This is a genomic window from Vibrio sp. R15-SG3-ISO1A, assembly GCF_059833955.1.
On record NZ_JCBDGH010000044.1, the window covers coordinates 17,303 to 30,555 of the forward strand.

A 13,253-nucleotide genomic window follows, 5' to 3' on the forward strand; every position below is an offset into this window, starting at 1 on the left:
TCCTCTAAAATTGAGTGGAGCTTTTATTCACTCCACCCTTATCCCTTTTCTTATTAAAGTCCTATAGGTATACCGATCGTGCCTACTTTGCCAGTGACAACACCCCCTGCGGTGTTAATTGTCGATTTCGTCTTCTCTGTGCCCCCGACAGATTGCCCGGTATGATCTGATGTGAACGTTGAGACGCTACTCGAGAGGGAGCCGATAACAGAGGACACATTCGTCGCATTCGAAGAGAGTACATTGTTCAATGATGAAACCTTATCAGAAGATGTGCTAAGGTCATACGCGTCTAGGTGAGCGTTCACAATAGATGATGCGTTAATACTTATAGCATCGCTCAGCGCTGGTGTCACAAATGATACATGGCCGCCTAGATCTGCATAGATACCTCCGTTGAGCTTAACTCCAGAACTACTCAACGTATCACTAGTATCGTCGATCGCATTTGAAGAATGGGCTTTCAGCCAAGTTTCGCTATGCTCAATTTCATTGAAAAGCAAAGCATTCATACCATTATCCCCAATAAAGATTCGTCCGAGATTATCCACTGAACCATCATGATTGACTAACAGAGCACGACTGCCTTGTTTGAGCTGAGTTGCGGAAATGTACAATGCACTTGGCAGTGTTCGGCCATGATTCACAAGGTCTTTGTAAATCACTAGACCATTGCCTTTGATATCAAGCATATCGCCAACTTGCACGAGTATCGGTGCTGTGATGATAGATAGGGTTGCTGTACTTTCATACAGACCACCTTGTTCAGAGGCGTGATACTCTAACCATTGGCCGATATGCTCAACACTACCGCCAAGGTCGGATACCGAATTCCCCGTGTAAGTAAACACACCTGTTTTATCATTGACCTGGACGAAAACGGGCATAGCATCAAATTTTTCAATAGCCTCACCCGCTTTAACCACTGTCGTACCGCTCAAAGTGGTAGCTCTTGTACTATTTTTCACTAATTCAGAAGCATAAGATTCATCGAATTGCAATGAATTGGAACCTAAAGGTATGCCATCACCCAACGTGGATACCACATCCCCGAGGCTAACTAGCACTTCACCTGAGCCAGTGGTGATAGTATCTAATGTATCAACAAGCTCACTTTGTGAAATGGCTCTACCCGTTTGTGATATAAAATTCTTAGATGCTTGTGGTGCAGTATTGCCATCGCCTGAATCTCCCTTTCCATCCTGATTTGGAATACTGACAAGATCTTCAGGTTCTTCTGGGTTGTCTGCCGTGATCGAACCACTACCGCTACATGCAGAAAGCATTCCTGCAATCACTAAAGCCACCCATGATTGTCTTTGTAAACACAACATGTCTCTTCTCCTTCACTGGACGCAGCGATATCTCTCGCTGCGATTATGCGATAAGCCTATAAACAACCGTGTGTTAATCAAGCCCTCGCAATTGTCTATATAGTCGTTTGACCCGCACTCTAGAAGCCTGTTAACGAACTGAATGAATAGAAACCTGATTGTGAGTCTTGTGCGCATCACTACGTAGAGTAGCCAGCATCGCTTTTGTTGCCGAAAGTAGATATTGCAATCACACATTACGCGAAATAATGTATTGAGTTCGAGGGGAACTATACCTATCTAACCTCTACTCTGTTTCTAGCTTTGCACTTTGTGATGAATCAACTCTCAAAAACATTGTTATACCGATCCGCATTAATATGAAACTGCATATATATAATCTGAACTTATGGTTTCAATATGGTCGGAGAAATGGAATAAATCAAGTGAGTATTAATTCTAAGACACCGGAAGAGAACACAAATAATAAATAGATCTAATACATTGAAATTTAAAAATTAAACGGTAGAAATGAATAAACATCAGCATATCAATTAATGTGATTTAAATCACAAAAACTGGATTCCTATTTTTAATAGCGCCACTAATTAGCCTATTTTTCATCTCGTTACGCTCTTAAGCTCGCAGGTACCCACAGGTGCCCCGCATTAGCGAGCATCGTTCAAGAGTTGCAAGACATGGTCGATAGTTTGATCCCAAGTGTGAGATGGCAACTCCAACGCAGAAGATGCGGTGATCCCCTCATAAATCAGCATCAATAAGGTCGAAAGGTGGGGTCGTGATACGCCATCTTGCTGGAGCCTAGTGTCAAAATCCTCGCTAAGGCGGCGCTTATAACCGCGGACATAATCTACGATGTCATCATGTTTACCTTGATACTCAGCCAGAGCATGTAGGTAAAAACAACCACCGTGATGTTGCTGCTTGTTCCAATGGCGTAACGTGAGAAAAGGGACTAAGGCCTTAAAGGGATACTCTGCTTGCAGCTCCACTTCTTGTAGGCAGGCCCAATAGCGCGCTTCCCTTTCCTTCATAATCGCGAGGATCAACGCCCCTTTGCTCGGGAAATGCTTATATAAGGTACGCTGGGTAGTATTCGCGCATTGGGCAATCTTGGCAACGCCAGTTCGATGAAAGCCCTCTTGATAAAACAATTGCTCAGCGGCGTTCAGCACATCGTCTCTTTTTGACATTGACACTCCAAGATGAAAGTATAGTGATCACTATACACACAATATCAAGTATCGATCGCATTGCAAGAAAAAACAGGGGAGCGACCTATGGAGCCAGAGAAAACCATGAAAGCCATCGTCACTACCGCTCAAGGTGGTTTGGACAAATTGGAGTACAAAGATGTACCGATGCCGACACTTCAACCCGGCGAGGTACTGGTCAAAGTGCTTGCCGCCGGCGTAAACAACACAGAAATCAACACACGTATGGGTTGGTATTCACAAGACGTGACTGGCTCAACGGACGACATGGCGAACCAGAAGCAGTTTAGCTCACTGTCTGATGGAGGTTGGAGCGACGCCACACCTTTTCCATTAATCCAAGGGACGGATGCATGTGGGATTGTAGTCGACGCCTTCGATGTAACGAATCAATCACTGCTCAACCAGCGCGTTTTGGTTCGTCCCTGCATCCGCAAACACGGTTTTGACAGCCTAGACAACATCTGGATGGCCTCGGATTTTGATGGCGCTTTCGCTCAGTACGTCAAAGTACCTGCCACTGAAGTCTTTGCGGTTCAATCCAGTTGGAGTGACGTCGAATTGGCGAGCATTCCCTGCGCATATGGTACTGCGGAGAATATGCTGCATCGTGCCCAAGTTTCGCGCTCTGATACCGTGCTTGTGATAGGAGCCTCTGGCGGCGTAGGTTCAGCCGCTGTTCAATTAGCAGTACGTCGTGGTGCTAAAGTCATCGCGGTCGCTTCAAAAGCTAATCATTCTGCCATCCAGGCACTGAAGGTTTCTCAGGTCTACGACCGAAACGCAGACTTACCAAGCATTCTTGGTGAAAACAGCGTTGATGTTGTGATTGATAACGTCGCCGGCGACAAATTTGGTCAACATTTAGCGCTGCTCAAACGTGGCGGCAGAATCGCTACCTCAGGCGCAATTGCAGGACCTATCGTCAACATTGATTTGCGTAAGCTCTACCTCAAGGACATCACACTGATAGGCACGACAGCATGGGATGAACCCGTCTTCGCAAACTTAATTGGTTACATTGAGCGAAATGAAATTCAACCTTTGGTCGCGAAGACGTTTCCGCTTAAAGAAATTGCCAACGCACAGACGGAGTTCTTACGCAAACGCCATTTTGGTAAGTTTGTGTTGATCCCTTAACAGGGTCATATTTGGTATTTATGCGTTATCACATGACAGGAACTCATTGGTCTAAGATTGATTTTGAGTTCCTGTCGATTCTTCAAACAGCGTCGCTAGCCATTCGATAAAGGTTCGAACCCTCTTAGGTTGCTGACGACGAGACTCATACATGATTGAGATAGGCATAGCTTGACAGGTCCAAGGCTTGAGCACTTCCAGCAGTTCGCCACTTTCTATGTAGGGTTCTACGCCATACCTAGGCAATTGAATGATGCCCAAACCATTCAGTCCCGCTGTAAGATAAGCTTCCGTGGTGGCGACTGATACCCGATGGTTTACGAATAGACGTCGCTCACCATCTCCATCAATATATTCAAACTCGCTCGAAATGCGCCGTCCATCAGGACAATAACCCACAACAAAATGTTCGGATAAGGTTGACACATGTTCTGGCAATCCATAGCGCTGGACATAGCTGGGGCTGACACAATTTATCATGGCCATTTCGCCTAATCGGCGAGCAATTAGACTGCTATCGTTAAGAATCCCTCCTCGAACAACGCAATCTACCTGCTCTTCTATCGGGTTTATTCGCCTGTCTGCGCCTAAAACATCAATTTTCGTGTTTGGGTGCATAGAGAACCATTGTGATAGCTGTGGCGCAACAAACGAAGTAAAAAAACGACTTGGCATATCGACCCGGATCACCCCATTTAGCCCTTCACTTTGCGATTGAAACTCACTCTCTAACGCATCTAATTCAGTGAGTAAACGGAGACATTCTGAAAGATATCTCTCTCCAGACTCGGTGAGGCTGATTCGTCTTGTACTGCGTAGAAACAGGCGAGTCTTCAAATGCTCCTCTAGACGACTGATGGATTTAGAAATAGCAGACTTAGGCACATTAAGCTCTTCTGCTGCTTTAGTGAAGCTACCTAACCTTGCCACTGAGGTAAAACGGCGCATTGACTCTATTGTATCCACACCCAGTTTGTTCCTTTTATTTGAACAGTTAGTTCTAATTATCGATATTTTTCACAACAATTAAAGCAACTATTCTCGTTGATATTGTTACGGTTAACAGAAGAAAGGGATAACCATGAACAAGATTGCTATTATCACCGGAGCGAGTCGCGGCATAGGTCGCAGTGCCGCATTACATCTAGCACAACGCAATATCGACATTATATTCACCTACCAAAGTCAGGCAGATGCAGCGAAGAGCCTAATCGATGAAGTCTCTGCACTAGGGCAAAAAGCAATCGCTCTGCAACATGATGTGCGTAATATTGCTTGTACGGCTTTACTGATCGATGAAATTCGCCAAACACTCGCTACTGAATTTCATCGCGATTCGTTCGACTACCTTCTCAACAATGCTGGAACGGGATTAAACAGCGCCATAGAGTCAACCAGTGAGGAGGAGTTCGATGATATGTTCGCCATTCATGTCAAAGGGCCATTCTTCTTGACACAAGCACTTTTCCCGCTCATTTCAGCTGACGGACACATTGTTAACATTTCAACAGGGTTAACTCGTTTCTCGTTCCCGGGATACGCGGCGTATGCGATGGCAAAAGGTGCAGTGGAAGTAATGACCCGATACATGGCCAAAGAGTTCGCATCTAAGAGAGTGAGAGTTAACACACTCGCCCCCGGCGCCATAGCGACGGATTTCAGAGATGGTTCCAACCGTGACAGTAGCGAAGCACGTTCGATGATTGCCAACATCACCGCGTTTCAACGAGTGGGTGAACCCGAGGATATTGGCAAAGCGATTGCGGCACTATTCAGCGATGACTTTGGTTGGATAACCGGCCAACGCATTGAAGCTTCAGGCGGCATGCTCCTTTAACCTAATAGCGCTCAACGATAGTCATTAAAATCGTAGAGCGCTATTCACCACGCAATAGCAGAAAAACGTTTTCTGTAGTTTTACACTGAGAATCGTTCAAGTGAAAACATTGAAATGTCGTATTGCGTCTGCCCATTGTAGGCAAGCTCACTTAACATCTCCCCTATCACGCTCGCAAATTTGAACCCGTGACCAGAAAAGCCCGCCGCAATCAGTACATGAGAATGCTGAGGGTGCCTGTCGATGATGAAATTCTCATCTTCTGTCATACTGTACATACATGTTTTTCCGTACATTAAATTGCCAACATCTGGCATCACTGCGGCTAAGAAACGCTCCAAATCATGGCTATCATGCACACTGTCATAAGGCTCTATGTCCAAGTTAGGATCTTGCGCTTGCCCACCATCATGACGTCCAACTTTGAGGCCCGCTTGGTCAATACTCGGGAAACCGTAATAGATGCCTTCTGGTGAATCAAAAGAAAACGCTGGAAAATGATCTTGTCCATACTTTGTCTCCTCAGCTTCAAACCAAGCGAAGGTTTTTCTGGTCGGTTGCATCGGCAAGATCAAATTGAGTTGACGAAGTATCTCTGCTGACCAAGCGCCTGCTGAAACAATCAACCGGTCAGCAGAGATCACTGTCTCTCCAGAAGTGAGTGTTACGCCTGACTCATGGATGTCTATACTATCAACGCCGTGGTAAGTCAGTAGCTCAGCACCGTGCCCAATGGCTAGGGTCCGATAGGCGCGAATACACGCTTCACAGCGCAATATGCCCGATGTGGATTCGAAACAGCCGATATAGTTGTCTGGTAAGGTAATGCCGGGGAAGCGTTCACTTACTTGCGAGGCATCAAGAATATCGAGAGGTAACTGGTACTTAACGGCACTGGCAATAAGGGTTTGAATAAATGGAGAGTCCCGCTCTCCCATATTCAGAACGCCGGTGTTAAGAAATAACGACTGGTTGGATTCTTGCTCCAACTCCTGCCACAAGTCTTGCGCTCTAAGCGCGAGAGGCACATAAGCCTCTCCTTCACCATACGCGTGGCGAATAATTCGGGTTTCACCATGATGGCTGGCATTGTGGTGGGGAGGATCCCCGGCATCCAACAAAATGACTTTCTGTCCTTTTTTCGCCAGAAAATAACCAGCGGCCATGCCCATAGAACCAGCCCCGACGATAGCAACGTCATACTTCACTATTCACTCCTTGACGCGCGCAAAGCGGCTTTGTAGACGCATGCGCTGTTTGTTATGCAAACCATTGTTTCAGCCAATGAGTCAAACATCAAGACAAGGAACCTTAACCTACACTGGTGATGAGCGGCGAAGACTTACTTGCCGTGCTGTAACAACCAGTTGTGCAGCAACGTTGGCCAGCAAGAGACCGAGTGCTCTTTTGCTCCATGCAGTCCAAAACCATGCCCTCCGCGCTCAAAAAGGTGCATCTCAACCGCGACGCCCTGATGCCGTAGTGCTCGCCAATAGTGAAGGCTGTTGTTGACAGACACTGAGTCACATCGCTGACACTCAATCAACCTACAGCGAGGCTCAATCCTGTGGTGATTTTGCCATCGCCTTCTCAAGATCACGGACGATAGCTTCAGCTGCTAAGATGCCTCGATTAAGCGACCACACCTGTGGAGAAACCTCGATAGCCTGCTGATTACCGCTAATATTCAACAACCTAAAGAGCGGATTATCTTGCCATTGGTCAAGTAGCGTTGTTGTCGAGCGTTTACTGAAAAACAACCAATCTGGATTGACTTTCAACAACAACTCAAAATTTGCCTCGACGAGATGGCTCTCGGTCAGTTCAGGCATTGCGGGTTGTAACCCGAGCTCAGACAACAAGCTACCGGTGTAGGACTGAGGGCCATGTAACCACATCCCTCGATCATTCACGTTAGCGAACTGTACGTTACCTTGCCCTTGAAAACGCCCTCGATGGGCCTCAATGAACGCGCGATGTTGAGCGAGCCTTGCTTGCATCTCCGATGCTTTACCAACAGCCTGCCCAATGGTCAACGCCGAGTTCAAACTATCTTGGTAACTTTCACCGCGACTTTTTAACAGTAAGGTTGGCGCGATGGCATTGAGATCATCTAAACTGACTCGGTGACGGTGCGCATCCGCGATGATCAAATCCGGTTTCAATTGGGCAATCACCTCTAGATTGGGTTGAGACCGTATTCCAACCGATGTCCAAGACTGAATGCGTTCTCTCACTTGAGGAATAATTCGCTCTGGATCATGATCATCGGCAATCCCAACGGGGGATATTCCCACCACCGCGAGTGCATCCACAAAAGAATACTCCAATGCAACAATCCGCTGCGGGTACGCCGCTTCATTGGTGCTTCTGATATTTGCTTGTACTGTGCTCACACACAGTACAAGCAGCACACCCATTATATTGGCCAATCGCATCAGAATTGACCCGTTAAGCTCAGTGTCACTTCGCGAGGATCACCTGCGTAAATACGATGGCTATCCGTGCCTCCAACGTAGTACGTTTCATCAAATACGTTGGCGAGATTGAGCGATACTCGGTAATCCGTCATCTCATATTGAACACCGAGATCCACGGTGACATAAGCAGGCAACTCCACTCTCGAGCTCGGATCTTCGCTAGTGTATCGCGCACCTTCATAATTCGCGCCGAGTGTGGTTCCCACGACACCGCCCGCAATCTGATAAGGGAAGTTATATTTAGTCCAAACATAGGCGTCGTGGTAGGCCGACATCGGCGTGCGATTTCCTTCTATCGTCTCATCAGCATTCGCTGCAATTCTTGAATCAACATAGGCATAACCAAGCTTGACTTGCCAGTTGTCCACGGGCTGCATTAGCAGTTCCGTCTCAATCCCTGTACTACGTACTTCACCAAGCAATTCATAATCGCCGTTGTCGTTTTTCTCAACCACGTTCGATTTTTCAATGTCAAAATAGGCCAGCGTCCATTGGCTGCCCAATCCCATCAAGTCGGTTTTTAGACCAATTTCGTATTGACGCCCCTCTTCAGGATCAAACGCCTCATCACTGGCGCTTTTCTTTTCAACACTATTGGGATTAAAGCTCTCTCCATAACTCGCGTATAGCGATGATCGAGCCGCTAGCTTATAAACAACGCCAGCTTGCGACACCCATGCATCCGTGGATTGAGTATCTTGAGTTGACTTACTGATGTAATCGAAGTCTACGTCTTGGCGCATGTAGCGCACGCCCGCCATCAGCGTCCAGTCGGGAGTAAGGTAGACAGTATCTTGAAGATAAGCACCGTAGTTGGTGTAGTCGGTAATGCGATGATCCACGTTATACGCACTCTCATCACGCTCTGTGATATCGATGGGTTCGAAAAAGTCTACACTGCTCGTCGCGTAGGTTTCACGCAAAAAATCGCGCTTTTCTAAGCCGATATTGGTACCAATCAGCAGTTGATGCTCAATATCGCCAAGCCAAATACTGCCTGTGCTCCTCGCATCAATAAAATGATATTCACGCTTATTGACTTGATCTCTATCTCTCACGGTAACCGACTGTGACGTGTCTTTTACATCACGTGTCTCGTAGAGATGACGTGAGTCTTCATGCCACACACTGCGCCAGTCAAGGGTAAGATCAAAGGCGCGAGTCAATGCGGTATTAAAAGTGGCGAACGCCACAAGTCCCTTATCTTCGTCTGTGTCATCCGCTGATTGATAATGGGTATCCAGCGAAGCAATCTGTTTGATGTCGTTATTGAGGACAGCCAGTCCGTTGTCTGCCACACGCTGCTCAGACTGAAGCTCTAAGCCAAAGGTGAGCGCTGTGGCCGTTGACGGTTGATAGGTTAAACTGGGGAACAGATAATAGTTGGTCTGATCGACGTCTTGACGATACGAGTCGGACTGCTCACCACTCACAATCATTCGATACAACCATGTTTTGCTGCTGTTAAGTGGCCCTGTCGAATCGAGCGTACCGGTAAATCCATTATTCTCGCCAACGCCACTGACCTCTGTGAGGTAACTACTTGCAGATACGTCGTACGTAACGGAAGCAACCTCTTGCGGTTTCTTAGTAATGATGTTGACCAGCCCACCCGGCTGTATTTGCCCATAAAGTATCGAAGCGGGGCCTTTGAGGATTTCAACACGCTCAACGTTCGCCGTTGTAGGAGAGCCGAAACGAGACGCTAATCCAGGCAGGCCATTCACTTGAATGGTATTTAAATCTGCGGGCATACCTCGGAGTGTAAAGCTATCTGCGTCTACCCCAGAGCGGCTTAACCCTGTGGTATAGCCATAGGCATCATCTAGCGTATTGGCGCGGATATCTTGAAGAAATTGTTGGTTGATGATGTTAACCGTATGCGGCGTTTCCAACGGATCCACATCGGTTTTGGTCGCGGTGTTGACGCTAGGGTCGAGATACGAATTTTGTTGACCGACGATGACCATAGTGTCGAGTTCAGCTGTCTCGTCGCTAGAGCGGTCTTGTGCCATCGCAACCGAGGTAACGCCTAGCGAGAGGGCCAAGCATTGAGTGATAGTATTTGCAGCAAATTTCATAGATGAGATAAAAACCTTACATGTACGCGCTTATGCGCTTTTTGTTGTCGTGATCGTGCTCGACTGGCTCGTCAGCCGGCAAGATATGCGCATGGTAATTATTATCATTAGCATTGCAACTCAAAATACAGCTTTTATAACTATTTTTTATTTATCTAATGATGAAATTGATTGTAATTATCATAACGGTTACACTTCCGCGCTTCGTACAATCGTCAATAGAATGGAGTCACTCCCCATGTTGACTTCTAAGCAGATGGTTTGGCTGTGTTTTTCGCTCACCTTGTTGAGTGGAGTGAGCTACTCTGTCATCGCGTGGTCTAGTTTCCCTCTCAGCGTGATTGACCTTTGGTATTCCATGAGCACCAGCCCATCACCGAGTATTGAGCAACAAATCATTCGAACAATACGCATCCCTCGCGTCTTATCTGGCATGGTGATCGGCGCAAACCTCGCTGTTGCTGGACTGCTGATGCAAGGAATAACGCGAAATCGACTCGCCTCTCCTTCTGTACTAGGGATTAACTCTGGTGCGGCTTGCGTCATGGCACTTGGTGCCCTCAACCTACCTATACTGTCTGAATTTCCCAGTATTCTGCTAGCAGGTATCGGCGGTATGCTAAGCGGTGCAACCGCCATGTTGTTAGGTGGCGTGTTTAGCTCTCGCTCCAGTCCCCTAAAATTGGTGCTTGCAGGTATTGCGCTTAATGCCTTGCTGATAGGTCTCACGCGTGCTTCTGTGATACTTGTCGACGATAACGCTTATACGATCATCACTTGGCTTGCGGGTTCCATCTCCTCTTTGGGTTGGAAGGAATGGCATACTCTATGGCCAATCAGCTTAGTTGGGCTAACGATGGCCGTAACGGTGAGTCGTCACTTAAACCTTATTGCCCTAGGTAACGAGTCAGCGATCAGCCTCGGTATCCACATCCCTAGAACCCAAGCCATCACGAGTATCGCTATCCTATTGCTCACCGCATCAAGTGTTGCCGTCGCAGGGCCGATTGGATTTGTTGGCTTGCTGATTCCACACATGGCAAAACGCTTAGTCGGCAGTAACTACGTCGTGTTAGTGCCCGCTTGCGCACTGCTCGGCGCAGCGCTAGTCACGTGGGCAGATGCTTTGTCACGCTCTATCGCTTTTCCCGCAGAAACGCCCGTTGGCGCTATCACAGCACTGATTGGTACACCCTGCTTTATCTACCTCGCTATTCGTCACTCAGATTCATGAACAGACTTGTATTTTTTTCTCTCTCTGCCATCTTGATTAGCTTGATCGCTGTCAGCCTAATTGCCGGCGCAACGCATTTATCCGCTGTTCAAGTGGCGCACACTCTGATCTACGGGGGAGAGTACGACTTTGTCGTTAACCAATATCGATTGCCCCGTGTCATTTTAGCGATCGGTGTCGGCGCGGGCTTGGGGTTGTCGGGTGTCTTGGTTCAAGGGATCATTCGTAATCCATTAGCTTCTCCTGACCTCATGGGCATCAGTGCTGGAGCGGGGCTCGCAGCGACCGCATTGATGGTGTTTTTTCCACAGGCACCTAATCACTTGTTATCTTTGTCTGCACTGTTTGGTGGCATGAGCGCTGCGGCAATCATCTACATCATCAATACAACCACTCAACCCACACCAACAAAATTAGCCCTTATTGGCGTGTCGATCAGCGCTTTCCTTGCCAGCTTGATCGACTTTTTGATGGTGGTACATCCAATGGAAATCAATACTGCTATGGTTTGGCTTACCGGCAGCTTGTGGGGTCGGAACTGGACACACGTTCCCACTATTTGGTTCACATTAGTGGTGTTGGTCCCCTATGCATTCTGGCTCGCTTGGCGACTCGATATTCTCGGTTTAGGCGACGACAGTGCCACCTCTCTCGGTGTCACCCCCACCAAACTGCAGTGGAGAGCACTGCTCTGCGCTGTCGTTTTGGCAAGTCTTAGCGTATCCATCTGCGGTACCATCAGTTTTGTCGGCTTGTTGTCACCCCACCTTGCGAAAATGCTGTTTGGTCATCAGCATAAAGCCTTGATTCCCGGCGCAGCGCTCATTGGCGGCTCACTTGTTCTTGCCTCTGATACACTGGCCCGCGGTCTGCAGCCACCAATAGAGCTACCCGCAGGTGTCTTAACCTCTTTGATTGGTGCGCCTTATTTCATTTATTTGTTGCAACGTTATAAGGGCTGGTAATGATTACAGTACACAACCTGAGCGTCGGATACGGCGACACCACGATAATCAACAATCTGAACCTTTCGATCCCCAAAGGACGCATCACTGCCCTAATTGGTCCAAACGGTTGTGGAAAATCCACGCTGTTAAAAGCACTAGCTAGGATACACAAACCCATGCACGGTGAGGTATTACTAGACGGAACCGCTTTATCATCGTTTGGGGAAAAGTCCCTGGCCCAGCGGCTCTCACTACTGCCGCAAACTCTCCAAAGTCCCGAAGGGATAAGCGTTCAACGACTGGTTGAATATGGCCGTTCCCCCTACCTTTCACATTGGGGCAGACTCAATGCCCATGATAAAGCGCTGGTTCAGCGCGCAATGGAGCAGACCGGCATTTCAGACCTCGCGCCTGTGCCTCTTTCAAGCTTATCAGGAGGACAACGACAACGTGTCTGGATCGCTATGATCCTTGCCCAAGACACCGATGTCGTGATGTTGGATGAGCCGACGACTTACTTAGATTTATCCCATCAGATTGAGCTAATGAAGCTGATGAGAGAGATGAACAACCAAGGGAAAACAGTGGTTGTGGTGCTGCACGATCTTAATCAAGCATGCCGCTACTGCGACCATTTAGTGGTGATGCACCGAGGTGAGGTCGTCTCTCAAGGTGCACCGAAGGATATCTTCACCCCTGAGTTACTCAAAAACGTATTTTCACTCAACGCGCACGTCGTACCGGATCCTATCGCTCATACGCCAATGTGTGTCGCGTGCTAAATACGCCAACAATATCAATATAAAAACAATAGGCCGATATAACACAAGTACACGCCACCATCACCAATGTCGTCGCTGTGAATAAAGCAGCCAAAAGGAAATCGCTATGTCGTCAAGCTCGTTAGAAGCGAAGAGCGCTCAATCTCATCACATTAAATCACGCTACTTTATGACTTGGCGTTGGCATTTTTATGCCGGGCTTTT

At 47.5% G+C, this 13,253-nt stretch carries 12 protein-coding genes; 5 read left to right on the top strand and 7 right to left on the bottom strand.

Features of this window, described 5'->3' with window-relative positions; all coding sequences use genetic code 11:
* Window positions 1-53 precede the first annotated feature (53 nt).
* Both AC6R0L_RS06680 and AC6R0L_RS06685 read right to left on the bottom strand, forming a co-directional pair.
* A complete protein-coding gene (locus tag AC6R0L_RS06680; RefSeq protein ID WP_500628668.1) occupies window positions 54-1,334 on the bottom strand; it encodes a collagen-like triple helix repeat-containing protein in 1,281 nt (426 codons plus the stop codon).
* Window positions 1,335-1,981: 647 nt separating this feature from the next.
* A complete protein-coding gene (locus tag AC6R0L_RS06685) occupies window positions 1,982-2,527 on the bottom strand; it encodes a TetR/AcrR family transcriptional regulator (protein WP_500628669.1) in 546 nt (181 codons plus the stop codon).
* Window positions 2,528-2,614: 87 nt separating this feature from the next.
* On the opposite strand from AC6R0L_RS06685, the gene AC6R0L_RS06690 reads away from it, so the two are divergent.
* Window positions 2,615-3,688, top strand: coding sequence for an alcohol dehydrogenase family protein (locus AC6R0L_RS06690; RefSeq protein ID WP_500628670.1), 1,074 nt, complete (start codon window positions 2,615-2,617; stop codon window positions 3,686-3,688).
* A 51-nt stretch (window positions 3,689-3,739) separates the two neighbouring features.
* Here AC6R0L_RS06690 and AC6R0L_RS06695 read toward each other — a convergent pair whose 3' ends face one another.
* Window positions 3,740-4,654: a LysR family transcriptional regulator gene (locus AC6R0L_RS06695; protein ID WP_500628671.1), complete on the bottom strand. Its 915-nt coding sequence runs from the start codon at window positions 4,652-4,654 to the stop codon at window positions 3,740-3,742.
* A gap of 115 nt (window positions 4,655-4,769) precedes the next feature.
* Here AC6R0L_RS06695 and AC6R0L_RS06700 point away from each other — a divergent pair, with 115 nt between their 5' ends.
* Window positions 4,770-5,525 carry an SDR family NAD(P)-dependent oxidoreductase gene (locus AC6R0L_RS06700; RefSeq protein WP_500628672.1) on the top strand — a complete coding sequence of 252 codons (756 nt, stop codon included), beginning with the start codon at window positions 4,770-4,772 and terminating at the stop codon, window positions 5,523-5,525.
* A gap of 80 nt (window positions 5,526-5,605) precedes the next feature.
* On the opposite strand, the gene solA is transcribed toward AC6R0L_RS06700, so the two are convergent.
* The 4 genes from solA to AC6R0L_RS06720 form a co-directional block, all read right to left on the bottom strand.
* Window positions 5,606-6,733 (bottom strand): N-methyl-L-tryptophan oxidase, encoded by a 1,128-nt coding sequence (gene solA / locus AC6R0L_RS06705; RefSeq protein ID WP_500628673.1) that lies wholly within the window; start codon window positions 6,731-6,733, stop codon window positions 5,606-5,608.
* 134 nt (window positions 6,734-6,867) lie between these two features.
* Window positions 6,868-7,125 (bottom strand): prolyl oligopeptidase family serine peptidase, encoded by a 258-nt coding sequence (locus AC6R0L_RS06710; protein ID WP_500628674.1) that lies wholly within the window; start codon window positions 7,123-7,125, stop codon window positions 6,868-6,870.
* On the bottom strand, window positions 7,085-7,921 hold the full coding sequence (locus tag AC6R0L_RS06715) for a Fe(3+) dicitrate ABC transporter substrate-binding protein (protein ID WP_500628679.1): 837 nt from the start codon (window positions 7,919-7,921) through the stop codon (window positions 7,085-7,087). Before AC6R0L_RS06715 ends, AC6R0L_RS06710 begins: the two co-directional genes overlap by 41 nt.
* Before the next feature lie 41 nt (window positions 7,922-7,962).
* Window positions 7,963-10,086 carry a TonB-dependent siderophore receptor gene (locus tag AC6R0L_RS06720; RefSeq protein WP_500628675.1) on the bottom strand — a complete coding sequence of 708 codons (2,124 nt, stop codon included), beginning with the start codon at window positions 10,084-10,086 and terminating at the stop codon, window positions 7,963-7,965.
* Window positions 10,087-10,324: 238 nt separating this feature from the next.
* Between AC6R0L_RS06720 and AC6R0L_RS06725 the strand changes: the two genes are divergently transcribed.
* The 3 genes from AC6R0L_RS06725 to fecE are packed head-to-tail and all read left to right on the top strand — an operon-like array spanning window position 10,325 to window position 13,049.
* Window positions 10,325-11,320, top strand: a complete 996-nt coding sequence (locus tag AC6R0L_RS06725; RefSeq protein ID WP_500628676.1) for a FecCD family ABC transporter permease — start codon at window positions 10,325-10,327, stop codon at window positions 11,318-11,320.
* Complete coding sequence (locus AC6R0L_RS06730) at window positions 11,317-12,285, top strand: iron chelate uptake ABC transporter family permease subunit (protein WP_500628677.1); 969 nt, start codon at window positions 11,317-11,319, stop codon at window positions 12,283-12,285. Before AC6R0L_RS06725 ends, AC6R0L_RS06730 begins: the two co-directional genes overlap by 4 nt.
* A complete protein-coding gene (gene fecE / locus AC6R0L_RS06735) occupies window positions 12,285-13,049 on the top strand; it encodes a Fe(3+) dicitrate ABC transporter ATP-binding protein FecE (RefSeq protein WP_500628678.1) in 765 nt (254 codons plus the stop codon). Before AC6R0L_RS06730 ends, fecE begins: the two co-directional genes overlap by 1 nt.
* Window positions 13,050-13,253 lie beyond the last annotated feature (204 nt).